Raw genomic sequence first — 26186 nt, 5'->3', positions numbered from 1 at the left:
CGCCCGGGGATCCTCAGGCGCGAGGCTCACCGGCCGGGATGGCCGTGCCGTCCTCGGGTTCGCCGCCGCGGTAGACGGCGCGGCCGACCATGTAGGCGGCCACCGCGGCGGTGATGACCTGGAAGATCGCGGCCAGCAGCAGCGGCCCGGCGGTCGCCCAGGTGGGGCGGCGCAGCCACATGGCCAGCAGCACCAGGTGCAGGCTGAGCACCTGGGGTTTGGTCGCGGCGTGCATGCGGGCGAGGGTGGCCGGGAAGCGGACCATCCCCACCCCGGCGACGAACGCCAGCGCGGCGCCCAGCAGCAGGCACGCCGCGGCGGCGATGTCCAGGGCGGTCACCGCGCCCGCCCGGCGAAGAACCTGGCCAGCGAGACCGATCCGACGAACCCCAGCAGGGTCAGCACCGGCAGCAGCGGCAGCGCCGAGTACTGGCCGCGCGCGACCGCCGCCGCGCCGATCACGCACATCACCACGGCGGTCAGCACGTCCAGGGCGATCGCGCGGTCCAGCATGGACGGGCCGCGCACCAGCCGGTACAGCGTCAGCGCCGCCGCGCCGCCGAGCAGCGCCAGCACCACCGGGTACACCATCGCCGTCATCGCAGCTCCTCCCTGTCGGCGGTGGTGCCGAAGGCCGCCACGATGCGCGCCTCCAGCTTCGCCACGTCCGCCCGCGTCGTCCCCTGCACGTCACCGGTGAGCCCGAGGACGTGCAGGACCAGTTCCCCGTCCGCCAGGCGGGCCTCCAGCACGAGGCTGCCGGGCAGCGCCGACAGCGCCACCACGGCCAGCACCGCCATCACCTCCGAGGAGGTGCGCAGCCGTACCTCGACGATCTCCATCGGCGGCACCGTGCCGAAGCGCAGCGCCCAGAACGCGACCCGGACGCTGGAGATCACCAGGTCGGTGGCGAAGACGGCCAGGAAGACCAGCAGCCGGGCCGGGTGGATGCGCAGCGCGGGCTTACGGGCCGGCAGCGGCAGCAGCCAGACGACGGCCAGCGCGGCGAGCAGCCCGCCCAGGACGTTGGCGACGCTCAGCTCGCCCCACAGCAGCAGCCAGACCACCGTCAGCCAGGCCACCGTGCGGGGCGGGACGGGCCTGCCGAACAGCAGGGGCGCGCGGTCGCCGTCCGGCCTGCTCACCGGCCGCTCCCCAGGACGGCCGAGATGTACGGCCGGCGGGCCAGCAGTTCCGCGGCGGTCCGTACGGTGAACGCGCTCAGCGGCCCGGCCAGCACGGTGTAGGAGAGGCCCAGCGCCACCAGCGCGGCCGTGGCGCCGATCATCGGGGGCGGCATCCGCACGCTGGTGACGATCTCCCGGCCGGTGATCCCCTCGGTGCCCCGCGCCCGGCCCGCGCCGGGCTCACCGGGGCCGCGAATCTCACCGGGGCCGCGGGGCTCATCGGGGCCACCCGGGCCGCCGGGCCCGCCGCGCTCCCCGGAGCCCTCCGCCCCCTCGGAGCCCCCCGCGCCTTCCGGGGACTCCGCGCCCTCGGGACCCTCCGCGCCCTCGGGACCCTCCTCGTCTTCGGTGGACTCCTCCCCCTCCAGTACGGTGCCCGCCCCGGGCACGTCCGGCGGCGGCGTCCGCCAGAACGCCCTGTTCCACGTCATGGCCACCGCGTACAGGGTCAGCAGGCTGGTCACCAGCCCCCCTGCGACCAGGGTCAGCGCCATCGGGCTCCCGTCGGCCACCCCCGCCCGGACCAGTGCCAGCTTGCCCAGGAAGCCCGACATCGGGGGGATTCCGGCGAGGTTCATCGCGGGGATGAAGAAGAGCACCGAGATCAGCGGCGCGAGGCCCAGCAGTCCGCCCAGGCGGTCCACCGAGGTGGTGCCGGTGCGGCGCTCGATCATCCCGGCCACCAGGAACAGGCTGGTCTGCACGGTGATGTGGTGGACGGTGTAGAGGACCGCGCCGGCCACCCCGCCGACGGAGAAGAGCGCGACGCCGAAGACCATGTAGCCGATGTGGCTGACCAGGGTGAAGGAGAGCATCCGCTTGATGTCGGTCTGGGCGGCCGCCCCGAGCACCCCCAGCAGCATGGTGGCCAGCGCCGCCCACATCAGCAGGCCGCCCACCGGGCCGCCGGGGAACAGCAGCGCCTCCAGCCGGATGATCGAGTAGACGCCGACCTTGGTCAGCAGCCCGGCGAACAGCGCCGTCGCCGGTGCGGGCGCGGTCGGGTAGGAGTCGGGCAGCCATCCCGACATCGGGAAGACCGCGGCCTTGACCACGAAGACCAGCAGCAGCGTCAGCTCCACCAGCAGCCTCACCGAGCCCGGGAGCGGCGTGAACCGCTCGGCGAGCTGGGCCATGGAGACGGTGCCGGTCGCGCCGTAGGTCACCGCGATGGCGACCAGGAACAGCATCGACGACACCAGGGCCACCACCGCGTAGGTGGCGCCCGCCCGGACCCGCGACTCCGTCCCGCCGAAGGTGAGCAGCACGTACGATCCGCTGAGCAGCATCTCGAAGGCGACGAAGAGGTTGAACAGGTCCCCGGTCAGGAACGCGTCGGACACGCCGGCGGACATGATCAGGTAGGCCGGGTGGAAGATCGCCAGCGGGGCGGCCTGCTCCTGGTCGGCGTACGCCTGCGCCTGCGAGAAGACCATCACGCACAGCGTCACCGCCGAGGAGACCGTCAGCATGACGGTGGCGAGCCGGTCGGCGACCAGCGAGATGCCGAACGGCGCCGGCCAGCCCCCGGCGTTCGTCACCAGCGGCCCCTGCCGGTCGGCCGCCACCAGCAGGACCAGCGACACCGCCAGCACGACCGCGAGGGTGCCCACGCTGATGAACGCCTGGGTCCGGCGCAGCCGGCCGCCGATGGCCAGCTTCAGGGCGGCGGCCAGCAGCGGCAGCACCACGGGCACCGGGATCAGCGACTCCATCAGTCGTCGCCCTCCAGGTCCGGGTCCTCGGCCCTGGCCTGCCGGGCCCGGTCGGCCCGGATGGCGGCCCGCATCCGCTCCCGGGCCTCGCGGCGGCGGGCCTTCAGCCGCTCGCGGACCTCCCGCTCGTGTTCGGCGAGCTCCCGCTCCCTGCGGGCGAAGTCCTCGCGGATCCGGCGGACCCGCTCGTGGCGTTCGCGCCGGGACTCCTCCTCGGCGCGCCGGGCCTCGGCGCGCCGTTCGGCGATCCGCTCGGGGGGCAGTGCCTCCCCGTGCTCGCGGACCCAGCGGTCGAGCTCGGCGCCGACCTCGTCGATCCGCCGCCGCATCTCCCGGGCCTCCCGGTGTTCGCGCTCGTGCCGGGCGGCGTTCAGGCGGGCCAGCTCGGCGCGCTGCCCGGCGACCAGCCTGCGGTAGGCCCTCCGCCGTTCGCGCACCGCCTCGGCGATCTCGTCGTGCTGGGAGCGCAGCCGCACCCGGCGGTCCTCGGTGTCGTCCTGCACCTCGTCGCCGCCGGTGAGCTGCCAGGACCGGTGGACCATGGACAGCAGGAACGCGGTGACGCCCATGGTGATCACGATGGAGGTGAGCACCATCGCCTGCGGCAGCGGGTCGGCCATCCGGCCGGGAGCGGACCTGCCGAGGATCGGCGGGTCCCCCGGCGGGCCGGAGACCGTGACGATCAGCAGGTTCACCCCGTTGCCGAGGAGGATGACGCCGGCCAGCAGCCGCACCAGGCTGCGTTCCAGGAGGAGCGACGCCCCGGCCGCGACCAGCGTCGCGGAGGCGGCGATCGGCAGCAGCGGGACGCTCACCGGGCCTCCTCCTCGATCTGCCGGTCCAGTTCGGCGCCCAGGCCGCGCAGGATGTCCTGCACCATGCCGAGCACCGTCAGGTAGATCCCGAGGTCGAACAGCAGCACGGTGGACAGGTGGACCTTCCCGGCCAGCGGGACGGCCAGGTCGGCGGAGAACGCGCGCAGCGGCGCGCCGCCGAACGCCAGGCCCAGGGCCGCGGTCGCCACCGACAGCAGCAGGCCCAGCCCCATCAGCACCCCGGCGCCGGTCGGCGCGGCGACGGCCAGCTCGTAACGGCCTCCGGCGAGGTAGCGGACGACCAGGGAGAGCCCGGCCACGATGCCGCCGGCGAACCCGCCGCCCACCGAGCCGTGCCCGGTGAACAGCAGGAAGACCGAGACGAGCAGCAGGGTGTGGAAGATCATCCTCGCCACGATCTCCAGGACGGCGGCCCGTTCGCCGGGCGGCAGGGTCGCCGTCAGCCAGTAGGTCCGGCCCGGCGGCCTGCGGTGCCCGGCCGGTGGCCGCTCCAGCGCGTACGTGCGGCGGCGCAGGAAGACCAGGCTGGTCACCCCCAGGGTGAGGACGACGAGGACGGCGGTCTCCCCGAGGGTGTCCCAGGCCCTGATGTCCACCAGCAGCGCGCTGACGATGTTGGCGGCCCCCGATCGTTCCGCCGGACCGGCCAGCAGCGTCCCGATCGGCGTCTCCGACCGCGCGTTGACCGCCAGCGCCCCCGCGCCGGCCGCCACGAGGCCGGTGACCAGCCCGAGCACGGCGCGTACGGCCGGCGGCACCCGGGGCCGCTGCTCCTCCTCCGGGACGATCGGGAGCCTGCGCAGCACCAGCACGAACGCCACCAGGCTCAGCGTCTCGACGAGGAGCTGGGTCATCGCCAGGTCGGGTGAGCCGTGGGCGAGGAACAGCAGCGCGGTGCCGTACCCGGTCAGCCCGACCAGCAGCGCGAGCACGACGTGTGAGCGGGCGAGCGGCGCCAGGACGGCCGTGGCGGCGAGGAGGGCCCCGACGACGGGCTGCTCGGCGCGCTTCCACAGGACGACGACCGGTCCCGCGGTGGTGACCGGCCCGTGCAGCAGCGCGAAGGCCGCGATGCCCGCCAGGGTGGCGAACGCGATCATGAGGTAGTCGGGGAGGGAGCCGCGCTGGACGACGCCGGTGAGCTGCCCGGCGAAGCGGTTCGTGCCCCGCACGAGCGCCCAGTAGACCCGGCCGGAGTCGATCGTGCGCAGCAGCCGCCCGGCCCGCGCCCCCCTGTCCCCGGCGGCGAAGAGCAGCGCGCCCGCGGCCAGGGCGACGGCGGACAGCAGCAGCGGGACGGGCGCGCCGCTCCACAGCGCGAGGTGGGCGTCGTGGCCGGGGGTGGCGAAGGTGGCGGTGTAGGGGTCCATGGCCCGGCCGTACCAGGAGGCGAAGGGGGCGGCGGCCAGTCCGAGCACGGCGAGCAGGGCGGGCGGCAGGAACGTCGCGGCGCCGTAGGGGGCGAGCGGGGTCGGGTCCCTGCCCGGCGGGCTCCCGAAGGCCCCGGTGAGGAAGCGCAGGCTGTAGGCGGCGGTCAGCGCCGAGCCGAGCACCACCCCGGCCAGCGTCGCCGACCGGCCGAGTCCGCCGCCGAGCAGCGACTCGAAGGCCGCCTCCTTGGCGGAGAACCCGAAGAAGGGCGGCAGGCCCGCCATGGAGGCCGCGGCGGCCGTCGCGACCGCGCACAGCCAGGGCGCCGAGCGCCGCAGGCCGCTCAGCTCGCGCAGGTCGCGGGTGCCGGCGGCGTGGTCGACGACCCCGACGACCAGGAACAGCGACGCCTTGAACAGGGCGTGCGCGCCCAGCATGGCGGCGCCCGCGAGCGCGGCGCCACGGGTGGCGGTGTCGAACAGCACGGTCAGGAAGCCGAGCTGGCTCACCGTGCCGTAGGCGAGCAGCCGTTTGAGGTCGTTCTCGCGCAGGGCCCGCCAGCCGCCCAGCACCATCGTGAGCAGGCCGAGCGACACGGCCGCCGCCCGCCACGGGACCGCTTCACCGAAGGCCGGGCTGAGCCTGGCCAGCAGGTAGACGCCGGCCTTGACCATCGCCGCGGCGTGCAGGTAGGCCGAGACCGGGGTCGGCGCGGCCATCGCGGCGGGCAGCCACATGCTGAACGGGAAGATCGCCGACTTCGACAGCGCGCCGGTCATGACGAGCGCCAGCGCGGCGGGCACCGTCCCGCCGGCCGGGGGGTGCGCGACGAGCTGCGAGATCCGGTAGGTGCCGGCCGCCTCGCCCAGCATGACGAACCCGGCGAGCATGGCCAGCCCGCCGAAGGTGGTGACGGTGAGCGCCTGCAGCGCGGCCCGGCGCCCGGCCCGGCTCGCCGGGTCCTGGCCGATCAGCAGGTAGGAGAAGAGGGTGGTCAGCTCCCAGAACACGTACAGCAGGAGCAGGTCGTCGGCGGCCACCAGGCCGAGCATGGCCCCGGCGAAGGCCACCAGCGCCCCGCCGAACCTGCCGAGCCCGTCCTCGCCGGCGGAGAAGTAGCGGGAGCAGTACAGCAGCACCAGCGCGCCGACCCCGGTGACCAGCGTCATCATCAGCAGGCTCAGCGCGTCGGCGCGGAAGGTCAGGCCGAGTCCCAGCGCGGGCGCCCAGTCGTGGTGCGAGGCGACGGGCGTGCCCGTGACGACGGCCCACAGGGTGTAGGCGAACCCGCACGCGGGCGGCAGGGCGAGCACGAGGAAGGCGTCGCGGCCGAACCGGCGCGCCATGGCCGGGGCGCACACCGCCGCGACGGCGTGCAGGATCAGCAGCGGCTCCATGGTCTCCCCGGGCCCGTCGTCGGCCGACAGCCCGACGGTGCCACCGGATCCGCCGCGCCGCCGTACGGGCGCGCGGCCCTTGACGGGAAAAGCCCCGGCCCTTCACCGGGACATGAGGCCCCGCCGGGCACGGCTCAGCGGCGGCCGGCGCGGCCCAGCAGCCAGCCGATCACCGCGCTGCCGAGCGCCACCCCGGCGCCCATCCCGAAGGCGGCGAGGACCGGCCAGGCGGGGCCGGCCGCGGCGGATCGCGGGGCGGGCCGGACGGCGGGACGCTCGTAGACCCGCGGCCCGGCCGAAGCCGCCTCTTCGGTGAGGGTCGCCGGGCCGGCCTGGGCGGGGACCGCGACGGTCCCCGGGACGGCCGCCACAGCCCCGGTGGCCCCGGCGGCTCCGGCGGCCCCGGTCGCGGGAGCGGCGGGGACCTCCGCGGCGGCGGAGAGGTGGCCTTCGACGGCGGAGAAGAACTCGCCCGCGGTCTTCTTCGCCACCGAGCCGAGCATGCGCTGGCCGACGCCCCCGATCATGCCGCCGACCACCGCCTCGGCGTCGTAGTCGACCCTGGTGCCGTCCCCGGCGTCGCTGAGGCGGATCTCGACGGTGGCGTCGACCGTGCCGGGGGCGCCCTGCCCCCGGGCCCGGAGCACGAACCGCTTCGGCGCGTCGGGCTCGGTCAGCGTCACCTCCCCCTGGTAGACGCCCTTGATCGAGGCGACCCCGGCGGTGACCGTCATCCGGTAGGCGCCGGGCCCCGTCTCCTCCAGGCGCTCGCAGCCCGGGATCGTGCGCACGAGCACGGCCGGGTCCTGGAGCGCGGACCACACGCGGTCCCTGTCGATGCCGAGCACGGCACTGCCTGCGACCTTCATCAGGTTCCTTCCGGCGCGGAGACCCCGGGCCTCAGCCGTGGGGAGGACGTCAACCCAGCACTGTAGGCATCCGCCCGCCGCGCCGGTAGGGCGACATGTGCCGTCGGCGTGGCGGGCGATCGGCGGCGGTCCGCCGGCCCGGCGCGCGCCGGCAGGCGGGGGCCCACCGGCCGGGAGCGCCCGGCGTCGTGGCCGGGACCTTCTCGCCGGGCCGGTGGGCCCAGGTCAGAGCGTTAGGTGGTCAGGACGACCTTGTTGCACTCGTTCTCCTTGTTCTTGAACATCTCGTAGGCGTGCGGGGCGTCCTCCAGCCGCATGCGGTGGCTGATCACGAAGCTGGGATCGATGTCGCCGTGGCGGATCCGGTCCATCAGCGGCCTCATGTACCGCTGCACGTGGCACTGGCCGGCCCTCAGGGTCAGCGACCGGTTCATGATCGCGCCCATCGGGAACTTGTCGACGAAGCCGCCGTAGACGCCGATCACCGAGACGGTCCCGCCGTTGCGGCAGGCCAGGATCGCCTGGCGCAGGGCGTACGGCCGGTCGGTCTCCAGGCGGGTCGCCTGCTTGGTGCGGTCGTAGGCGTACATGGCCGGGTTGCCGTGGTGGGCCTCCATGCCGACGGCGTCGATGCAGGCGTCCGGGCCGCGGCCGGCGGTCATGTCCTGCAGCGCCTCCAGGACGTCGACCTCCTCGTAGTTGAGCGTCTCGGCGCCCGCGCGCTCGGCGTGGTGCAGCCGGTAGGGGAGGCGGTCGATGCAGATGACCCGCTCGGCGCCCATCAGGCGGGCGCTGACGGCCGCGAGCTGGCCGACCGGGCCGGCCCCCCAGATGGCGATGACGTCGCCGGGCTTGATGTCGCACATCTCCGCGCCCATCCAGCCGGTGGGCAGGATGTCGGACAGGAACAGCACCTTCTCGTCCGGCAGGCCGTCCTCGACCTTGATCGGCCCCACGTCGGCGAAGGGCACCCGGGCGTACTCCGCCTGGCCCCCGGCGTAGCCGCCGAGCATGTGCGAGTAGCCGAAGATCCCCGCCGGGGAGTGGCCCATGAGCCTCTCCGCCACGCCCGCGTTGGGGTTGGAGTTCTCGCACACCGAGTACATGCCGTTCTGGCAGGACAGGCAGTTGCCGCAGGCGATCGGGAAGGGGACGACCACCCGGTCGCCGACCCTCAGGTTCCGCACCTGCGGGCCCACCTCCACCACCTCGCCCATGAACTCGTGGCCGAGGATGTCGCCCTTCTTCATCGTCGGCACGTACCCGTCGTACAGGTGCAGGTCCGAGCCGCAGATCGCGGTCGAGGTGACGCGGACGACGGCGTCGCGGGCGTTGACGATCCCCGGGTCCGGGACGTTCCGGACCTCGACGGTGTTTCGGCCCATCCAGCATGTGGCTTTCATGTCTCCCCCTCACCCCACCGGCTGGGCGGGACGCTGTACGGCCTGCCGGAGCGCGCGGGTGCCCTCCGGGCTGCCTTCGGACCGCACCACCTCCCCGGTCTCCATGACCTGCTTGAACCGGCGCAGGTCGTCGCGGACCTGCTGCTCGGGGTGCTCACCCAGCAGCCGGGCAAGCGCGAGTCCCGCCTTGCCGCCCGGCGGGTCGTACCGCAGGCTCACCCGCACCTCGGTGCCCCGCCCGCCCGGGGCGTCGGCGAACCGCACCGTCCCGCTGTTGGGGACCGTCGCCCGTCCCGTGGACCGCCACGAGATCAGCTCGCCCGGGCGGTCCTCGGTGATCTCCGCGTCCCACTGCACGCTCTTGCCCGCCGGTCCCCGCGCCGTCCAGTGCGACCGCCCGTCCCCGGTCACCTCCACCGACTCCAGATGCGTCATGAACCGCGGAAGGTGCCCGAAGTCCCGCCAGTACCGGTACACCTCCTCGCGAGGTTGGTTGATCGTCACCGCCGCCCGCAGGTCCCGGACCCGTTCACCCAGTTCACGGCCCTGCTGCTCCCGGGTGATCGTGCCGCGCCGGCCGATCCGCGCCGCGGCGTACACGGCGGCGGCGAGCCCGGTGGCCGCCGTGAGGGCCCCGATGCGGCCGCCCGCGCCGCCGCGCCGGCCCCGGCCGGCCCTCATGCGGCCCGACGACATCAGCCGCGTCATGCCGCCCATGCCGCGGCCCGGCGCCATCATGCGCCTCATGCCGCCCATGCGGTGGTGGTCCCCCATCCCGTGGGCGTGCCCGCGGCCTCCCGGGTACGGGATCACGTGCAGGAACTCCCGCCGGCCGGTCGGCGCCAGCATCGTACGGATCCGGCCGGTGATGCCCCGGCCGGTGCCGGGCGGCGTCATGTGGAGCAGGTCCCGCGCCCCGGGCGTCGGGATCACGTGCAGGAACTCCCGCCCGCCGGTCGGAGCCAGCGCCCGCCGCAGCCCGCGGGGAAGCCCCCGGCCGCCCGCCATCGGCAGCCCGCGGAGCCTGCCTCCCGCTCCCGGTGACGGGATCGCGTACAGGAACTCCCGGCCGCCGGTGGGCATGAGCCTCCGCCGCAGGCCGCGGCCGGACGTTCCGCCCATCATCGGCATGGCCTGGATGAACTCCCGCCCACCCGTCGGCGCCAGCCTCCGGTAGACCCGGCCGGCGGTCTTCGGCGCGACGATGTGCGCCAGGCCGAGGCCGAGGCCGGCCCAGCCCAGCACGCGGGCGAGAGGGTCGGCGGTGTGCTGATCTTCATGGGTCATATGGTCCTCACATGGCTGGTCGCTTCTCCGATCCCGGTCCACCGGCGGCGCGGCCCCGCGGCCGCTTCCGGCGGCCGGACCGCTCCGGCACGGCCACCGTCCGGCGCGGCCCGGCAGGCGGGAACGGCCGGTGGCGAACCTCCCGGTAACCGCAGGTATTACCCCTCCTGACATGGGAAGACGCTGATGCCCCGGCCCGGAATGGGTCAGGAGATCCCAACATCGCCGGACTCTCCGCCGGCGCCGGCCGGCCCCTCCGGGAGACGTAATCCCTCATTTCCGATAAATGCCTCATATGGCCATTTCTGTGACGACCGGTCCCCGGCCCCTGGCAGGATGGTGCGCCATGGCATCGGGGAGATCATGGATGGCCGGGGCGGCGGTCGCGCTCGCGGTCGTGACGGCGAGCACGGGCTGCGGCCAGGAGAACACGGGCGCGGGCGGCGGCGCGTCGGGCGACCGGGAGAGCGCCGCCCGCGCCTCCTCCCCCGCCGAGTCCGCCTCGCCGTCCCCCTCCGGGCCGCCCGGGGCGCTGCCCGAGCCGGGCGAGGTGGACCGGATCCCCACGCCCGCCGACGGGCTGCCGCCCGTGATCAGCTCCATCCCGACCAAGCGGAAGGTCGTCTTCCTCACCATCGACGACGGCTGGGAGCAGGACCCCGGGTTCCTGGCGCAGGTCCGCGAGCAGCGCATCCCGATCGCGGCCTTCGTCACCCGCGACGCCGTCGAGGCCAGGGGCGCGACCGACCCGACCGCCCAGGGAGGCAGGTACCTCGGCGCCGGGAAGTGGGACTACGTGCGCGACCTGCGTGAGGCGGGGGCGACGATCGAGGACCACACGCTGACCCATCCCAACATGCCCACGCTCGGCTACGAGCGGCAGAAGGCGGAGATCTGCGACACCGCCAAGCTGGTCCGCCGGCACGTCGGCGAGGCGCCCAGGCTGTTCCGCCCGCCGTTCGGCAGCTTCAACACCCTGACGCGCAGGGCGGCCAAGGCGTGCGGCATGGACGCGCTGCTGCTCTGGACGGCGACCGTGCAGCCGGGCGGGAAGATCGCCTACCAGGTGCCGGACAAGAAGCTCCGCCCCGGCGACGTGCTGCTGCTGCACTTCCGGCCGAACCTGTCCCGCGACTTCCGCGTCCTGGTCAGGAAGATCCAGCGCCGGGGCTTCGAGCTCGGCAACCTCCACGCCTACCTGGAGGCCGCGGGCCGCCGGCCCTGATCCCCCGGGGTCCACCGACCGGTGTACCCGGAAGTCCCCCGGGCGGCTGACGCGCCGCCCGCCCCCGCGGCGCCAGCATGGACCCGGCGCGTCCTCGGGGCCCTGCGGCCCGGGGCGCGTCCGGCGAACGGGGCAGCGGTCCCGTCCCGCCGGGCCGCCGGGGAACGGTTCCCCGGCGTCACGCAGGGGACGACCGGCGCCGCGGGCCGGAGGGGGCGATCTCGGCCCGGTCCGGAGTGCGGTCCGGGCCGGGCCATGTGACGAAGATCGCACCAGCTCGCGGCGTCGGCGCCCTTCCTTGCTCTACAGCTTGTAGTACTACTAGGGGTAGCACTACGGCTTGTAGAGCTTTGACCCGTGAGGGGAAGATGGACGCACTGGACCTGGCGCGGTGGCAGTTCGGAATCACCACCGTCTACCACTTTCTTTTCGTACCCCTGACCATCGGCCTGGGTGTCTTCGTGGCCGGTCTGCAGACCGCCTGGCACCGCACCGGTCAGGAGCGCTACCTGACACTCACCAAGTTCTTCGGGAAGCTCTTCCTGATCAACTTCGCGATGGGCGTGGTGACCGGCATCGTGCAGGAGTTCCAGTTCGGGATGAACTGGAGTGAGTACTCCGTCTTCGTCGGCGACGTCTTCGGCGCCCCGCTGGCGCTGGAGGCGCTGCTGGCGTTCTTCCTGGAGTCGACGTTCCTGGGCCTGTGGATCTTCGGGTGGGACCGGCTTCCCAAGCGCGTCCATCTCGCCACCCTCTGGGCGGCGGTGATCGGCTCCAACCTCTCGGCCTACTTCATCCTCGCCGCCAACGCCTGGATGAAGCACCCGGTCGGCTACGAGGTGGTCGGCGGCCGGGCCCGCATGACGGACCTGTGGGCCGTGCTCACCAACCCCACCGCCCTCGCCCAGGTGCCCCACGTGGTCGGCGCCGCGTTCATCGTCGCCGGCGGGTTCGTGCTGGCCGTCTGCGGCTACCGCATCCTGCGCGAGCGGCGCCTCGACCCCGACCGCACCGTCCCCGTGCGGCGCGGCCAGGAGAGCATGTGGCGCACGCCGATGCGCGCCGCGCTGGTCATGACGGCGGTCGCCGGCGTCGTCGTCGCCTTCACCGGCGACACGTCCGCCAAGCTCCTGAACGAGCAGCAGCCGATGAAGCTGGCCGCCGCCGAAGGGCTCCGGCACAGCACGGCGGGCGCGCCGTTCTCCCCCGTGCCCGGAGTCGAACTGCCCAACGTGCTCAGCTTCCTGGCCACCGGCGACGTCGACGCCGTCATCCGGGGCACCGACGACCTGCAGGCCGCCTACGCCCAGCAGTTCGGCCCGGCCGACTACATCCCCAACCTGCCCGTCGTCTACTGGTCCTTCCGCGTCATGATCGTCTTCGGCATGGCGACCGTGGCCCTGTCGGTCCTCGGCCTGTGGCTGACCCGCCGGCGCCGCCGCGACCCGCGCCCGCGCCCGCTGCCCGCCTGGTTCGCCCGCGCCTGCCTGCTGGCCCTGCCGCTGCCGACCCTCGCGATGACCGCCGGCTGGCTGCTCGGCGAGATCGGCCGCCAGCCCTGGGTCGTCCAGGGCGAGCTGCTCACCGCCGCGAGCGTCTCCCCCGGCGTCAGCCTCACCGAGGTCGCCATCTCCCTGGCGGTCTTCACGGCCCTGTACGGCGCGCTCGCCCTGGCCGAGGCCGTACTGCTGGTCCGTCACATCAAGGCGGGGCCCGAGCCCGCCACCCCCGGCCCCCTCACGCCTCCCTCGCGCGACGGCGACGAGGACCGCACCGCCCTGCTCCAGCCGACCCTGATGTACTGAGCGGACAACGCACATGGAACTGACGACCTTCTGGTTCATCGTCATCGCCTTCCTGTGGACCGGCTTCTTCGTCCTGGAGGGCTTCGACTTCGGCGTCGGCATGCTGTCCCCGGCGCTGTCGCGGAACGAGGCCGAGCGCAGGCAGGTGCTCGGCACCATCGGCCCGGTCTGGGACGGCAACGAGGTGTGGCTGATCACCGCGGTCGGCGCGATGTTCGCCGCGTTCCCCGCCTGGTACGCCGGCCTGCTCAGCGAGTTCTACCTGCCGCTCATGCTGGTCCTGGTCGGGCTGATCGTGCGCGGCGTCGGCCTGGAGTGGCGGGGCAAGGTGCACCACGCCGCGGACCGCCGCTGGTGCGACCTGGGCATCGTGGCCGGCAGCGCGCTCCCCGCCTTCCTGTGGGGCGCCGTCTTCGCCGACCTGCTGCGGGGCAGCGCGATCGCCGCGCTGGTCGGCGGCGTCCTCTCGCTCTCGCTGTTCGCCCTGCACGGCGCGGTCTTCGTCGCCCTGAAGACCACCGGCCCGGTGCGGGCCCGCGCCCGCCGCGCCGCGATGGCCGCCTCGGCGGTGGCGCTGCCCGCCGCCGTGGTGGCACTGCCGGGCATCCCCCCGGCGGGCACCGGCTGGGCCGCGGCGCCGTGGCCGTGGGCGTGCGCGCTGGCCGCGGTCGCCGTCCTGGCCGCGGGGGTCGCACTGACCTGGCGGGGCAGGGACGGCTGGGCGTTCACCGCCACCGCCTCCGCCATCGTCCTGACCGGCGCCGCGCTGTTCACCACCCTGTCCGCGGCCCCCATGCCGGGCATGACCGTCGCCGAGGCCGCCTCGGGCCCCTACACGCTGGGCATGCTGACCTGGATCGGCCTGATCGCGCTGCCGTTCGTGCTCGGATACCAGGGGTGGACCTACTGGGTGTTCCGCAAGCGCCTGGTCGCCGAGGTCTCCCGTCCCGAGGCCCGGGCCGGAGTCTGAGACCCGGGCCTGAGCCCCCCGGCGGGGCCGCCCGGGCCCGGGCGTCCTGACAGCGGGCGGCGCGCCGTCCTCCCCGCCCGCCGTCCCACCGGCCCCGCGCCGGAACACCGTGACCACGGCCGCCACCGCGGCCGTGGTCGCTTCCGTGCCCGCGACGGCCGCCGTTATCACTGTGAGATCTGACATTCTCCGGCCGGTGGAGTTGGGAAACAGAGGCATTGACTTCCAGTGAAAAGATCGCAAACATGCCTCGGTGACCACCCCCAGTCTGTTCCGGCACCGGAACTTCTCGCTCCTGTTCGGAGCGGACACGATCAGCCAGGTCGGCACGCAGGTCAGCAACCTCGCACTGCCACTGGTCGCGGTGCTCGCGCTGCACGCGAGCGAGTTCGAGACCGGCTTGCTGGCCGCCGCGCAGACGGCGGCCTTCCTGCTTGTCGGGCTGCCGGCCGGGGTGTGGGTGGACCGGATGCCGCGCCGGCGGATCCTGGTCTCCGCCGACCTGGTCCGGGCCGTGCTGCTGGCCTCGGTGCCGCTCGCCTGGTGGTTCGGCGGGCTGAGCCTGCTCCAGCTGTACATCGTGGCGCTCGGCTCGGGCCTGGCCACGGTCTTCTTCGACGTCGCCTACCAGAGCTACCTGCCGAGCCTGGTCGGCAGGGACCGTCTGATGGACGGCAACGCCAAGCTGGAGATCGTCCGCAACTCGGCGCAGATCGCCGGCCCGGCCGTCGGCGGCGGACTGATCCAGCTGCTCACCGCGCCGATCGCGGTGGTGCTGGACGCCGTCAGCTTCCTGGGCTCGGCGCTGATGCTGGGGCGGATCGACGCCACCGAGCAGGTGCCGGACCGCAGCGAGCGGCGGGGGCTGCTGAAGGAGATCGGCGAGGGCCTGCGATACGTGGCCTCCCACCGCATCCTGCGGCTGATCGCCGCCTCCACCGCCCTGGCGAACCTCGCCAACGGCATGATGGCCGCCGTCGAGATGATCTTCCTGACCCGGGTGATCGGCCTGTCCCCCGGCGCGATCGGCGTGCTGTTCTCGGTGGTGTCCGTCGGCGGCCTGACCGGCGCGGCGCTCGTGGGACCGATGAGCCGCCGGGTCGGCTCGGCCCGGATCATCTGGCTGTCCATCATGGTGACGACGCCGTTCACCGCCCTGGTGCCGCTGACCGAGCCCGGCTGGCGGATCTCGCTGTTCGCGATCGGCGCGTTCGTCCAGTCGATCGGCGTGGTGCTCTACAACGTCGGCCAGGTCACCTTCCGCCAGAGCGTCACCCCCGAGCGCATGCTCGGCCGGATGAACGCCACCATGCGCTTCCTGGTGTGGGGCACGCTGCCCCTCGGCGGCCTGGCCGGCGGTCTGCTGGGCGAGCAGTTCGGCGCCCGCGCCACGCTGTGGGTGGTCGTGGGGATCACCGTGCTGGCGGTGGTGCCGCCGGTGCTCTCCCCGCTGCGCACCATGCGCGACCTGCCGCCGGCCCCCGACCCGGACGGGCCCGGGACGGAGGGCCAGGCGGCCGGGGAGGCGGCGGCGGAGGTTCCGCTGATCGGAGAGGCGGCGACCGGGATCCCGGTGACCGAGCGGCCCGTCCCGGCGGACGACCCCGCCTCCGGCCCCGCGCCGGACCCCGCGCCGGACGGCGACCCGGGCCCCGCCCGGGACGACGCCGGGCCCCGGCCGGGCCCCGCGGGCGACTCCTGACGCCGCTCCCCCGCTCCCGCGCCCCTGCCCGCGGCCCGTACGGCGCGAGGCGGGCGGCCCGGACGGCTCGGGCCGTACGGCGCGAGGCGGAACGGTACGGCGCGGCTCAGCCGGCCGCGCGGCGCAGGTCGAACAGCTCCGACGGGGAGATCGGCATCCGGTCGATCCGGATGCCCTCGGCGTCCTCCACCGCCGAGGCGATCACCGCCGACACCGGGATGACCCCGGCCTCCCCGGCGCCCTTGATGCCCAGGGGGTTCAGCGGGGACGGGGTCCGCAGGTGCGCGGTCTCGATCCGCGGCACCTCGGTGACGTAGGGCATCAGGAAGTCCATGAACGAGGCGTTCAGCAGTTGCCCGTGCTCGTCGTAGACCATGCGCTCGTACAGCGCGCCGCCCACTCCCTGGGCGACGCCGCCGTGGATCTGCCCCTCGACGATCATCGGGTTGACCAGGTTGCCGCAGTCGTGGACGACGGCGTAGCGCAGGACGCGGATCTCGGCGGTCAGCGGGTCGGTCTCGACGATCGCCGCGTGCATGCCGGAGGCGAAGGTCGAGCGGACCGGCGAGTAGTAGTCGCGTCCCTCCAGCCCCGGCTCCTCCCCCTCGGCCACCGGCGGCCGGTCCGGGGAGGGCGTCCCGGCGAACTGGGTGGCGCGGGCCGCCTCGGCGTCGAAGGCGTAGCGCAGCGGGTTGGCCAGCACCGCCACCGTGGCCAGCGGCACGGCCACGCCGGGCGTGCCGGCCACCCGGACCTCGCCGTCGACGATCTCCAGGTCGCCCGGGTCGGCCTCCAGCGCGTCGGCGGCGATCCGCAGCGCCTTCTCCCGCACCCTGCGGCAGGCCAGCGCGATCGCGTTGCCGCTCATCACCGCGGCCCGCGAGGCGAACGTGCCGACCGCGTAGCCGAACCTGCGGGTGTCGCCGGTGACCACCGAGACCCGCTCCAGCGGCACTCCCAGCTCGGCCGCGGCGATCTGGGCGAACGCGGTCTCGTGGCCCTGCCCCTGGGAGGTCAGGCCGGTGGAGACGTGCACCCGGCCGTCGGAGGTGATCTGGACGTGGCCGCCCTCGTAGGGGCCGACGCCGGTGCCCTCCACGTAGCAGCCGAGCCCGATGCCGAGCCGCCGCCCCTCGGCCGCGGCGCGGGCCCTGAGCTCGCCGAAGGAGTCCCAGCCGATGAGCTCCTTGAGCATCCGCAGCGACTCGGGGTAGTCGCCGCTGTCGTAGATCAGCGGGCGGCCGTCCTGGAAGGTCAGGCCCTGGTCGTAGGGGAACTCGTCCGGCTGGATGAAGTTCGCCTCGCGCACCGCCGTACGGTCCAGGCCGAGGTGGGCGGCGATGCGGTCCATGGTCCGCTCCATGCAGAAGGCCGCCTGGGGGCGGCCCGCCCCCCGGTACGGCGTGACCTGCACGGTGTTGGTGTAGACGGAGGAGAACTCGACCCGGTAGGCGCCGATCCGGTACGGGCCCGGAAGCTGGGTGGCGGTGATGATCGGCACGATGATCCCGTACGGCGTGTAGGCCCCGTGGTCGTGCAGGATCGTCACGTCCAGGCCCAGCACCCGGCCGGCGTCGTCGAAGCCGACCCGCACGTGCTGCACCTGGGCCCGCTCGTGGGCGGAGGAGACGAAGTGCTCGCGCCGGTCCTCGGTCCACTTGACCTCGCGGCCGAGCAGCATGGCGGCCCAGGGGACGAGGACCTCCTCCGGCCACGGATGGACGATCTTGACGCCGAACCCGCCGCCCACGTCGGGGGCGATGACCTCGACCTTGGTCAGCGGCAGGCCCAGCCGGGCCGCGACCGCCATCCGGACGCTGGTGGAGGTCTGGGTGCTGGAGTAGATCCGCAGGGAGCGGTCGTCGGCGTCCCACCGGGCGTAGACCCCGCGGCCCTCCAGCGGCATGGAGGCGCTGCGCTCGATGTCGAGGCGGAAGGACAGGGTGTGCGGGGCGGCATCGATCGCCTCACGGGCGCCGAGCCCGGCCGCCGAGGGCACCTCCTGCACCAGGTGCGCGCCGACGTTGCCCGGCACGTCGTCGTGGACGAGCCGGGCCGAGCGCGTCGCCGTCTCCACGCCGACGACGGCCTCGGCGGGCTCGTAGTCGACCCGGATGAGCGCGCAGGCGTCCTCGGCGAGGTAGCGGTCGCGGGCGACGACCATCACGACCGGCTCGCCGACGTGCCGTACGACGTCGCGGGCCAGCGGGCGGGCGGTGCGGCCGTGGGTCAGCGCCGGATGCGGGATGAGCAGCGGCAGCGGCGCGCCGACCTCCTCCGGCAGGTCCTCCCAGGTGTAGATCGCCACCAGTCCCTCGACCTCGATCGCCGCGGAGACGTCGATGTCGAGGATGCGGGCATGAGCGTGCGGGGAGCGGACGAAGGCCGCCTCCAGCGCGCCCGCGCCGAGGTCGTCCAGATAGCGGCCCCGCCCGGTGAGCAGGCGCGGGTCCTCGCGGCGCGGCACCGGCTCGCCGAACAGCCTGGTCGTCATGCCCCCTCCGCCCCGGCGCGCTCCCCGGTCGCGCCCCCGGCGATCCCGGCACGCCCGGCACCTTCGGCGTCCCCGGCGGGCCCGGCATGGCCGGTGTCTTCGGCGTCCCCGGACGTCCGGACCGGCCCGGACGGCCACCCGGCCGGGCCGCCGTCGTCCTCCCCGGCGATGAGCTCGGCGGCGCGGCGGACGGACCTGACGATGTTCTGGTAGCCCGTGCAGCGGCAGAGGTTGCCGGAGAGCCCCTCCAGCACCTCCTCCTCGCTCGGCGCCGGGTTGTCGCGCAGCAGGGCGGTGACCGTGCACAGGAAGCCCGGGGTGCAGAAGCCGCACTGCAGGCCGTGGCACTCGGCGAAGGCCCGCTGCACCGGCGACGGCTCCCCGTCCGGCCCGGCCAGCCCCTCCACCGTGGTGATCTCGTGGCCGTCGGCGGTGGCGGCCAGCGTCAGGCAGGAACGCACCGGCTCGCCGTCCAGCAGCACGGTGCAGCAGCCGCAGACCCCGTGCTCGCACCCGACGTGGGTGCCGGTCAGGCCGAGGTCGTGGCGCAGGCAGTCGGACAGCAGCCGCCTTCCGGGCACCTCGGCCCGCCGGACCACCCCGTTCACGGTCAGTGTGACCGCGATGTTCGTCATCGGCTCACCGCTCCTCACCGCTCGTCGCCGCGTCCGGGGCCGGGCTCACCGTCTCCCGGCCGCCGCGCCGCCCGTCCCGCCCATCACGCCCGTCGCGCCGTCCGCCGGGCCGTACGGCCCGTTCACCGCCTCGTACCCACGTCGCCCGCCGCGGACGCCGCCGCCTCCCGCAGCGCCCGCTCGGCCAGGACGCCGGTCAGGTGCCGCCGGTAGGCCGCGCTCGCGTGGATGTCGTCCTCCGGCTCGACCCGCTTCGCCACGTCCCGCGCCGCCGCGGCCCAGCCGTCCGCGCAGGCGTGGCCGGTGACGTCCACCACGACCGGGACCGGGCCCGCGCTCACGCACACCGCCCGGGCGGTGGTGACGCGCAGGCCGTCGTCCAGGCGGACCAGCGCCGCGACCCCGGCCAGGGCGTAGTCGCCGTGCCGCCGCGCCACCTCGTGGAAGGCGGTGCCGCAGCGCGGGCCGAGGGCGGGGAAGAACGCCGAGAGGGCCAGCTCGCCCGGCTCGGCGGCCGACTCCAGGGGGCCGGTGAAGAAACCGGCGGCCGGGACGTCGCGGACCGCGCCGGGCCGGGCCAGCCGTACCGAACCGCCGAGGAGGGCCAGCACCGCGGGCAGCTCGGCGGCGGGGTCGGCGTGCACCAGGCTGCCGACGACCGTGCCCCGGTTGCGGATCACCGGGTGGGCGACCAGCCGCAGCGCCTGGCGCAGCAGCGGCTGGGCGGCGGCCGCCCCGGCCGACCGCTCCACGCGGGCGTGCCTGGCCAGCGCGCCGACCCGCACGCCCCCCGGTTCGACCTCGACCGTGTCCAGCCCGGTGAGCCGGTTGACGTCGACGAGGTGACCGGGGGCGGCCAGCCGCATGTTCAGCAGGGGGATCAGGCTCTGGCCTCCCGCGAGCACCTTGCCCTCCGGTCCGGCCGCGGCCAGGACCTCCATCGCCTCGGCGACGGAACGGGGGGCGTGGTACTCGAACGGGGGCGGCTTCATCCAGGTATCCCCCGCGTCCGCACGTTCGGCCCGGGGCTTCCCGCGCCCGGCCGTCCGGCCCGGGACCGGCCATGCCCGGCCGTCGGCCCGGGGCCTCTCCCGCCCGGCCGTCCGGCCCGGGACCGGCCGTGTCCGGCCGTCACCCCGAGGTCACTCCCGCCCGGCCGTCCGGCCCGGGATCCGCGGCGCCCGTCCGTCATCCCGATGCCTCCCGGGTCTGCCCGGCCCCCTCCGCCGGGGCCTCCGCGGCCCCGCTCTGCCGGGAGACGACCCGCAGCAGGTGGTAGCCGCCCACGACGACGATGGTGCCCAGGGCGATGCCCTCCAGCGCGAAGTCGGAGCCGAACATCTGCTTGACCGGGCCGATGGCGAGGATGATGCCCGCCCCGATCGGAACCATGTTGATCGGGTTGGAGAAGTCGACGCGGTTCTCGATCCAGATCTTCGCGCCGAGCAGGCCGATCATGCCGTAGAGGATCACCGTGATGCCGCCGAGCACGCCGTTCGGGGTGGCCGCCACCAGCGCGCCGAACTTCGGGCACAGGCCGAAGAGGATCGCGATGACGGCCGCGATGTAGTAGGCGGCCGTGGAGTAGACCCGGGTGGCGGCCATGACGCCGATGTTCTCGGCGTAGGTGGTGGTCGGGGAGCCGCCGAAGGCGGTGGCGACCACGGTGGTGACGCCGTCGGCGGCGATCGCCCGGCCCAGGTAGGGGTCGACGTCGGTGCCGGTCATCTCGCCGACCGCCTTGACGTGGCCGACGTTCTCGGCGATCAGCGCGATCACCGCGGGCAGCACCAGCAGCGCGGCCGAGACCTTGATGTCGGGCAGGTGCATGTTCGGCAGGCCGATCCAGTCGGCGCTCGCCACCGCGTCGAGGTTCACCCGGGGGTGGGTGTCGATCTTCCCGGTCCCGGCGTTGTAGGCGGTGATGTCGCCGAGGACGCGGTCGGCCGCCCAGGACAGCACGAAGCCGATGACCAGCCCGAGGAGGATGCCGATCCGCCCGATGAACCCGCGGAACGCCACGATGATCAGAAACGTGACGACCATGGTGATCAGCGCGATCCACTGGTCGCTGGGCCAGTAGACGTCGGCGACGACGTAGGCCAGGCCGAACCCGATCAGCATGACGACGCCGCCGGTGACGACCGGCGGGAACACCCGGTGGATGATCTGCACGCCGACGAAGTGGATGGCCAGGCCCACCAGGGCCAGCACCAGGCCGACCAGCAGGATCGCCCCGGTGACGACCGCGTCGCCGGCCGGGGTGTCGCCGCCGTACAGCGCCCGGATGGCCAGCACGCCGCCCACGAACGAGGCGCTGCTGCCGAGGTAGCTGGGGATCTTCCCGCGCACGATGAGCAGGAACATGATCGTCGCCACGCCCGAGAACATGATGGCGACGTTGGGGTCGAGCCCCATGACGAGAGGGAAGACGAACGTGGCGCCGAACATCGCGACGACGTGCTGGGCCCCGAATCCGATCATCCGTGGCCACGACAGCCGCTCGTCCGGTCGCACCACCTCGCCGGGTGCCAGGTGCCTGCCGTCACCGTGCTTGGTCCAACCTGCAACCATCAAGCCCTACCTTTCACCGGGCCGTCGGTCGGTGGCCGCCCCGTAGGCATCCCTCCCGAATCCCAAGCTGTTCGCTGCGGGCACCTTAGGCCCGCCCTGTCACTTCTCGCACTGGCACGAACTGCCGAAACCGATCATCCCGGTCGGCAGCCGGATCCCGGCCGCCGTCCCACTCCCCCGGCGGGCCCAACGGGCCGTGGCGGCCTTACCGGGCGGCGACCACCCGGATCTCGAAACCGTCGCCGGTCACGACCTGACCCCCGCGGATCTTGCGGGTCTTGCGGGTCTCGACCTCACCGTCGACCATGACGTTCCCCTCGGCGATGAAGTGCTTGGCCTGGCCCCCGGTGTCGGTGACGGCGCAGTACTTCAGCAGGTCGCAGAGCGGAATGTAGTCGGTTTCCAGCTCGAAGGTCTCGTTCACCCTCCAGAGTCTAGATGCCGCGCATCCGCAGGACGTGCAGGGCCAGCGTGAGGTTCAGCCGCAGATGGGCGTCCTCGGTGAAGCCCCCCAGCATGCGCTCCAGCTTGCCGATCCGGTAACGCAGCGTGTTGTAGTGGAAGTGCAGCCTGCGGGCCGTCTCGGCGACGTTGAGGTTGGTCTCCAGCAGCACCTGGAGGGTCCGGCGCAGGTCGGCGTTCTCGGGGTCGTCGTCGGAGGCGAGCGGGCCGAGGGTCTCGCGGACGAAGGCGTGCAGCTCGCCGGTGTCGCCGACCAGCGACAGCAGGCGGTAGACGCCGAGCTGGTCGAAGTGGGCGACCGCGCCGGGACCGTGGAGCTGCCGGCCCACCCGGGCCGCCTTCAGCGCCTGGCCGTACGCGTCGGGCAGCCCCTCGACGGCCGGGGCGGTACGGCTGGCGCCCGTGGAGAAGGTCGCGGGCGCGCACTCGGCGAAGGCCGCGGCGGCGTCCTTGGCCAGGCGCGCGACGTCGGCGGCGGCGTCCACGACGGCGACGACCTCGTGGGAGAAACCCGCCACCGCGCCGCGCGGGTCGTGGCGGCGCACCGCCGCGGCCCAGCAGGCCGGCAGGCGGTCCTGGGCGGCGCGCTCGTCGCCGCCGCCGGGGTCGAGCTCGGCCACCAGCACGGTGACCGGGCGCTCCAGCTCCCAGCCGAAGGTCCGGGCGCGCGCCGCGACGCGGGCGGGATCGCCGTCCCGGCCGGTCAGCACGTCGCGCAGGAAGTCGGCGCGATACTTGCTCTCCACCGCGTTGACCGCCTCCTGCCGGGTCACGACCAGCGCGGCGACCGTGGCGGCACGTTCCAGAATGCCGACGTCGCTGCCGGCGATCGAGCCGACCGGCCCGCAGGCGACGATGCGGCCGTGGTGGTGGCCGCCCGCGACGACGGGGACGGAGGTGCGGCTGCCCTCCGGGGCGCTGCGCAGCGCGGCCAGGTACTCGGCGGGCCCGGCGGCGGCGAGCGTGCGGTCGCCCCGGTCGAGCACGGCCACCGCCACCCCGAGCAGCCCGGCGACCTCCGCCGTCACCTCCCGCAGGCCGCCGCCGGCCAGCACGACCTGCACCAGCGCCCGGTGGGCCTCCTCGGCGCGGGCCAGCACCGCCGCCTGCCGGTTGAGGATGTCGGTGAGGACCTGGTTGAGGATGTCGTCGAACCCGACGCCGTCGGGGAGCCGGATCAGCGGGAACCCCAGGCGGTCGGCCTGCTCCGCCATCTCCGCGGGCAGCCGGTCGAGGTAACGGCCCGGCTTGACGGCGAGCGCCGCCAGGCCCCGCTCGTCGAGGTCGGCCACCAGCCGGCCGAGCGACTGCGGGGTGTTGCGCAGCGGGTAGCCGGTGGTGAGCAGCAGTTCGTGCGGCTTGACCCAGGCCAGGATGTCGGGGACCTCCATCACGTTGAGCCGCTGCACGATCCGGCCCAGCCCGCGCTCCCCGGCGATCAGCCGCGCCCCGGCCAGCGCGGAGACGCCCAGCACCTCCCCGACCGCGACACCGTGGATGATCGTTCCGGTGCTCGCCGGCCGCACGGGAGGTTCCATGCGCTGATTCTGACCGATGGGACCCCTGTCAGGAAGAGCCAACTCTCCGGCCGAGCGTTGGCATCTTTACCCGTACGGCCCGCCTCACCTGCCGTTCTACGGTCGGCTCGACGGGGGACGGCCGGCGGGGAGGCGGAATGAGCGTCACGGCATGCCCGAGGGGACCGCGGTCGTCCCCGGTGCGGGCGGACGCGACCGGCGCGGCGAGCGCGGCCCTGCGGCCGGTGCTGGAGGCGCCCCGGCGGCCCGCGCGGGTGCTGGCGGTGTTCCCCTCGGCGATCTATCTGGAGGTCCGCGCGGAGCTTGAGCCGCGCGTGGTGGCGGTGACGACCGGCGGGGCCGTCCGGCTGCCCAACGCGCTGGTGACCGCCGGGACGCCGCCGGCGGCCGCCGTGGGCGACGAGGCGTGGGTCGGCGACGGCGCGGTGGAGCTGGAACGGCTGCGCCTGGGGGTGCGGCGCTGGTGGGATCCGGCGCCGCCGCCGGGCCGGGCCGGCCCGGCGCGGCTGGCCGCCGCGCTGCCGGTGCTGGCCGGGGTGTGCGACCGGTCGCCGCGGCGGCCGGGGCTGGAGGGCTCCGACGCCACCGGGCTGCTGGCCGCCGGGTGCGCGCGGGCCTCGCCGCACGACTGCGTCACGGCCGCCGAACGCCTCGTCGGGCTGGGTCCCGGGCTGACCCCGAGCGGCGACGACGTGCTCGCCGGGACGCTCGTGGCGCTGCGCCACCTGGGGACGGCGGCCGGGGCACGCCGCGCCGTACGGCTGGCCGACCGGCTGGGCGCGGCGGTCGCCTTCGACGCGCGCGGCCGGACCACCGCGGTCTCGGCCACGCTGCTGCACTGCGCCGCGCGGGGCCAGGCGTGCGCGGAGGTGCTGGCCGTCCTCCGGGGCCTGACCGGCGGGTCGCCCCTTGAGCCCGCGCTGGAGCGGCTGCTCCGGCTCGGCCACACCTCCGGGGCCGACCTCGCGTGGGGCCTGCGCATCGGCCTGACCGCCGTCGTCGCGCTCACCGGGGACGGGGCGAACGGAGCCGCGCGGGCCGGGGACGGGGCGAACGGAGCCGCGCGGGCCGGAGGGCGGGACGGATGAGCGTCGATCTGGTCCGGGTGCGCGCGGGCGCCTACCACGACTCGGTCACCCTGATGCGGGTCAGCCGGACGGCTTCCGACCTGCCCGGCGTCGAGGTCGCCCTGGTGGCGATGGCCACCGGCCTCAACCGCGGCGTCGCCGCCGACCTGGGTTTCGGCCTGCCCGAGGCCGGTCCGGGCGACCTGCTGGTCGCGCTGCGGGGTGAGGACCCGGCCGCCCTGGAGGCCGCCGCCGCCGAGCTGGACCGGCTGCTGGCCGGCCTGGCGAGCCGTACGGCGGGCGGCGGGGGCGGTGGCCCGGCGGGCCTGGACGGCCCCGGCGGCTTCGGGGGCTTCGGGGACCCCGGCGGCTTCGGCGGTGCGGCCGGGCTCGCCCCGCGCACGGTCGGCGCCGCCGCCCGCGCCCTCGCCGCGGACCCCGGCCCGGTGCTGGCCCTGGTCTCGGTGCCGGGACCGTACGCCTTCACCGAGGCGATGGACGCGATCGAGGCCGGCCTGCCGGTGATGATCTTCAGTGACAACGTGCCCGTCGAGCAGGAGGTGCTGCTCAAGCGGCGGGCCGCCGAGCGGGACGTGCTGGTCATGGGGCCCGACTGCGGCACCGCGGTGATCGGCGGGACCGGCCTGGGCTTCGCCAACGTGCTGCGGCCCGGCCCGGTCGGGATGGTCGCCGCCTCCGGCACCGGCGCGCAGCAGGTCGCCTGCCTGCTGGACCTGGCGGGCGTGGGCGTGCGGCACGTGCTCGGCGTGGGCGGCCGGGACCTGTCGGCGGAGGTGGGCGGGCTGTCCACGCTCCGGGCCCTCGCCGCGCTCGACGCCGACCCGGCGACCGAGCTGATCGTCCTGGTCTCCAAGCCCCCCGCCCCGGAGGTGGCCCGGACGGTGCGGGACGCCGCCGCCGGGCTCGCCACGCCGGTGGTGGCCGCCCTGCTCGGCCCCGGGAACGGCGACCTGACCGCGGCGGCCGAGAGCGCCCTGCGTGCGCTCGGGGCGCCGGTCCCCGCCTGGCCCTCCTGGCCCGCCCCGGGACCGGCCGGCCGGAAGGCCGGGGACGGCGGGGCGCGGGGACCGGGCGACGGGACCGGGGAACCGGGCGGTGCGGCGACGGCCCCGCCCGCAACGGCTGAGGCGGGCGGTCCGACCGGCTCCGGCGGGCCGGCCCGCCGGAGCGGCGCGGCGCTGCACGGCCTGTACGCCGGGGGCACCCTGTGCGCCGAGGCCCGGCTGGTGGCCGGGACCGGGCGGTTCACCGACTTCGGCGACGACGCCTACACCCGCGGCCGGGCCCACCCGATGATCGACCCCACGCTGCGGCTGGAGGCCCTGGCAGGCGTGCCGGGCGGTGACGTCGCGCTCCTGGACGTGGTCCTCGGGCACGGCGCCGACCCCGACCCTGCGCGGCGGCTCGCCCCAGCCGTCGCCGCGGCCGTCGCCCGGGGGACGGCGGTGGTGGTGGCGCTGGTCGGCACCGAGGGCGACCCGCAGGGGCTCGGCGGCCAGGCCGAGGCGCTGCGCGCGGCCGGGGCGGCGGTGTTCGCCTCCAACGCCCGGGCGGCCCGGCACGCCGCCGCCCTGGCCGCGGGTGCCCGATGACGGCCCGCGAACCCTCCCGGGAACACCCGGCGACGA

The 26186-nt window shown here is 74.9% G+C and carries 20 protein-coding genes and 1 pseudogene; 6 read left to right on the top strand and 15 right to left on the bottom strand.

The window, feature by feature from the left end:
- Positions 1–13: 13 nt before the first annotated feature.
- The 9 genes from mnhG to HDA43_RS28510 all read right to left on the bottom strand — a co-directional run bounded on the left by mnhG (position 14) and on the right by HDA43_RS28510 (position 10065).
- Entirely contained in the window at positions 14–340 is a 327-nt protein-coding gene (mnhG, locus tag HDA43_RS28555) for a monovalent cation/H(+) antiporter subunit G (RefSeq protein WP_179827139.1), read from the bottom strand.
- Positions 337–600, bottom strand: coding sequence for an MrpF/PhaF family protein (locus HDA43_RS28550; protein WP_179827137.1), 264 nt, complete (start codon positions 598–600; stop codon positions 337–339). The genes mnhG and HDA43_RS28550 overlap by 4 nt, the downstream gene beginning before the upstream one ends.
- Entirely contained in the window at positions 597–1145 is a 549-nt protein-coding gene (locus HDA43_RS28545; protein ID WP_179827136.1) for a Na+/H+ antiporter subunit E, read from the bottom strand. Before HDA43_RS28545 ends, HDA43_RS28550 begins: the two co-directional genes overlap by 4 nt.
- Positions 1142–2902: a Na+/H+ antiporter subunit D gene (locus HDA43_RS28535; RefSeq protein ID WP_218912669.1), complete on the bottom strand. Its 1761-nt coding sequence runs from the start codon at positions 2900–2902 to the stop codon at positions 1142–1144. The genes HDA43_RS28545 and HDA43_RS28535 overlap by 4 nt, the downstream gene beginning before the upstream one ends.
- On the bottom strand, positions 2902–3717 hold the full coding sequence (locus HDA43_RS28530; RefSeq protein WP_179827134.1) for a Na(+)/H(+) antiporter subunit C: 816 nt from the start codon (positions 3715–3717) through the stop codon (positions 2902–2904). The genes HDA43_RS28535 and HDA43_RS28530 overlap by 1 nt, the downstream gene beginning before the upstream one ends.
- Positions 3714–6506 carry a Na+/H+ antiporter subunit A gene (locus HDA43_RS28525; protein WP_179827133.1) on the bottom strand — a complete coding sequence of 931 codons (2793 nt, stop codon included), beginning with the start codon at positions 6504–6506 and terminating at the stop codon, positions 3714–3716. The genes HDA43_RS28530 and HDA43_RS28525 overlap by 4 nt, the downstream gene beginning before the upstream one ends.
- Before the next feature lie 134 nt (positions 6507–6640).
- Positions 6641–7375 carry an SRPBCC family protein gene (locus HDA43_RS28520; protein ID WP_179827132.1) on the bottom strand — a complete coding sequence of 245 codons (735 nt, stop codon included), beginning with the start codon at positions 7373–7375 and terminating at the stop codon, positions 6641–6643.
- 233 nt (positions 7376–7608) lie between these two features.
- Positions 7609–8778, bottom strand: coding sequence for a zinc-dependent alcohol dehydrogenase (locus tag HDA43_RS28515; protein WP_179827131.1), 1170 nt, complete (start codon positions 8776–8778; stop codon positions 7609–7611).
- Positions 8779–8787: 9 nt separating this feature from the next.
- Positions 8788–10065 carry an SRPBCC family protein gene (locus tag HDA43_RS28510; protein WP_246424745.1) on the bottom strand — a complete coding sequence of 426 codons (1278 nt, stop codon included), beginning with the start codon at positions 10063–10065 and terminating at the stop codon, positions 8788–8790.
- 367 nt (positions 10066–10432) lie between these two features.
- On the opposite strand from HDA43_RS28510, the gene HDA43_RS28505 reads away from it, so the two are divergent.
- From HDA43_RS28505 to HDA43_RS28490, 4 genes are all read left to right on the top strand, one after another.
- On the top strand, positions 10433–11290 hold the full coding sequence (locus tag HDA43_RS28505; RefSeq protein WP_179827129.1) for a polysaccharide deacetylase family protein: 858 nt from the start codon (positions 10433–10435) through the stop codon (positions 11288–11290).
- Between the two features lie 368 nt (positions 11291–11658).
- Complete coding sequence (locus HDA43_RS28500; RefSeq protein WP_179827127.1) at positions 11659–13095, top strand: cytochrome ubiquinol oxidase subunit I; 1437 nt, start codon at positions 11659–11661, stop codon at positions 13093–13095.
- Between the two features lie 13 nt (positions 13096–13108).
- Positions 13109–14065, top strand: coding sequence for a cytochrome d ubiquinol oxidase subunit II (cydB, locus tag HDA43_RS28495; protein ID WP_179827125.1), 957 nt, complete (start codon positions 13109–13111; stop codon positions 14063–14065).
- Positions 14066–14318: 253 nt separating this feature from the next.
- Positions 14319–15767 (top strand): MFS transporter, encoded by a 1449-nt coding sequence (locus HDA43_RS28490; protein ID WP_312873584.1) that lies wholly within the window; start codon positions 14319–14321, stop codon positions 15765–15767.
- A 106-nt stretch (positions 15768–15873) separates the two neighbouring features.
- Here the strand turns inward: HDA43_RS28490 and cutA are convergent, their stop codons facing one another.
- From cutA to HDA43_RS28460, 6 genes and pseudogenes are all read right to left on the bottom strand, one after another.
- Positions 15874–18261 carry an aerobic carbon-monoxide dehydrogenase large subunit gene (gene cutA / locus HDA43_RS28485; protein WP_179827123.1) on the bottom strand — a complete coding sequence of 796 codons (2388 nt, stop codon included), beginning with the start codon at positions 18259–18261 and terminating at the stop codon, positions 15874–15876.
- Positions 18262–18419: 158 nt separating this feature from the next.
- Positions 18420–18896, bottom strand: a pseudogene (locus HDA43_RS28480) ((2Fe-2S)-binding protein); the annotation flags it as partial.
- 122 nt (positions 18897–19018) lie between these two features.
- A complete protein-coding gene (locus HDA43_RS28475; RefSeq protein ID WP_179827121.1) occupies positions 19019–19888 on the bottom strand; it encodes an FAD binding domain-containing protein in 870 nt (289 codons plus the stop codon).
- Between the two features lie 196 nt (positions 19889–20084).
- Entirely contained in the window at positions 20085–21470 is a 1386-nt protein-coding gene (locus tag HDA43_RS28470; protein ID WP_179827119.1) for a uracil-xanthine permease family protein, read from the bottom strand.
- A 205-nt stretch (positions 21471–21675) separates the two neighbouring features.
- Positions 21676–21894, bottom strand: coding sequence for an RNA-binding S4 domain-containing protein (locus tag HDA43_RS28465; RefSeq protein ID WP_179827118.1), 219 nt, complete (start codon positions 21892–21894; stop codon positions 21676–21678).
- A gap of 10 nt (positions 21895–21904) precedes the next feature.
- Complete coding sequence (locus tag HDA43_RS28460) at positions 21905–23470, bottom strand: PucR family transcriptional regulator (protein ID WP_179827115.1); 1566 nt, start codon at positions 23468–23470, stop codon at positions 21905–21907.
- Between the two features lie 137 nt (positions 23471–23607).
- Between HDA43_RS28460 and HDA43_RS28455 the strand changes: the two genes are divergently transcribed.
- Both HDA43_RS28455 and HDA43_RS28450 read left to right on the top strand, forming a co-directional pair.
- Positions 23608–24558, top strand: a complete 951-nt coding sequence (locus HDA43_RS28455; RefSeq protein WP_179827114.1) for an oxamate carbamoyltransferase subunit AllH family protein — start codon at positions 23608–23610, stop codon at positions 24556–24558.
- Complete coding sequence (locus tag HDA43_RS28450; RefSeq protein ID WP_179827112.1) at positions 24555–26150, top strand: AllF/FdrA family protein; 1596 nt, start codon at positions 24555–24557, stop codon at positions 26148–26150. The genes HDA43_RS28455 and HDA43_RS28450 overlap by 4 nt, the downstream gene beginning before the upstream one ends.
- Positions 26151–26186: the final 36 nt, after the last annotated feature.

It is taken from the genome of Streptosporangium sandarakinum, from assembly GCF_013409935.1.
In the GTDB taxonomy this organism is placed as follows: Bacteria; Actinomycetota; Actinomycetes; order Streptosporangiales; family Streptosporangiaceae; genus Streptosporangium; species Streptosporangium nondiastaticum.
The sequence above is the reverse complement of the archived record's forward strand: the minus strand, read 5'-3'. Positions and strand labels throughout refer to the sequence as shown.

What these genes read in the sequence shown, in the direction of transcription:
- HDA43_RS28525 (WP_179827133.1), bottom strand. Translation starts at nt 6,506, where the DNA reads ATGGAGCCGCTGCTGATCCTGCACGCCGTCGCGGCGGTGTGCGCCCCG.
- HDA43_RS28500 (WP_179827127.1), top strand. Translation starts at nt 11,659, where the DNA reads ATGGACGCACTGGACCTGGCGCGGTGGCAGTTCGGAATCACCACCGTC.
- HDA43_RS28520 (WP_179827132.1), bottom strand. Translation starts at nt 7,375, where the DNA reads ATGAAGGTCGCAGGCAGTGCCGTGCTCGGCATCGACAGGGACCGCGTG.
- HDA43_RS28550 (WP_179827137.1), bottom strand. Translation starts at nt 600, where the DNA reads ATGACGGCGATGGTGTACCCGGTGGTGCTGGCGCTGCTCGGCGGCGCG.
- HDA43_RS28455 (WP_179827114.1), top strand. Translation starts at nt 23,608, where the DNA reads ATGAGCGTCACGGCATGCCCGAGGGGACCGCGGTCGTCCCCGGTGCGG.
- HDA43_RS28475 (WP_179827121.1), bottom strand. Translation starts at nt 19,888, where the DNA reads ATGAAGCCGCCCCCGTTCGAGTACCACGCCCCCCGTTCCGTCGCCGAG.
- HDA43_RS28535 (WP_218912669.1), bottom strand. Translation starts at nt 2,902, where the DNA reads ATGGAGTCGCTGATCCCGGTGCCCGTGGTGCTGCCGCTGCTGGCCGCC.
- HDA43_RS28470 (WP_179827119.1), bottom strand. Translation starts at nt 21,470, where the DNA reads ATGGTTGCAGGTTGGACCAAGCACGGTGACGGCAGGCACCTGGCACCC.
- HDA43_RS28460 (WP_179827115.1), bottom strand. Translation starts at nt 23,470, where the DNA reads ATGGAACCTCCCGTGCGGCCGGCGAGCACCGGAACGATCATCCACGGT.
- cydB (WP_179827125.1), top strand. Translation starts at nt 13,109, where the DNA reads ATGGAACTGACGACCTTCTGGTTCATCGTCATCGCCTTCCTGTGGACC.
- HDA43_RS28505 (WP_179827129.1), top strand. Translation starts at nt 10,433, where the DNA reads ATGGCCGGGGCGGCGGTCGCGCTCGCGGTCGTGACGGCGAGCACGGGC.
- cutA (WP_179827123.1), bottom strand. Translation starts at nt 18,261, where the DNA reads ATGACGACCAGGCTGTTCGGCGAGCCGGTGCCGCGCCGCGAGGACCCG.
- HDA43_RS28510 (WP_246424745.1), bottom strand. Translation starts at nt 10,065, where the DNA reads ATGACCCATGAAGATCAGCACACCGCCGACCCTCTCGCCCGCGTGCTG.
- HDA43_RS28450 (WP_179827112.1), top strand. Translation starts at nt 24,555, where the DNA reads ATGAGCGTCGATCTGGTCCGGGTGCGCGCGGGCGCCTACCACGACTCG.
- HDA43_RS28515 (WP_179827131.1), bottom strand. Translation starts at nt 8,778, where the DNA reads ATGAAAGCCACATGCTGGATGGGCCGAAACACCGTCGAGGTCCGGAAC.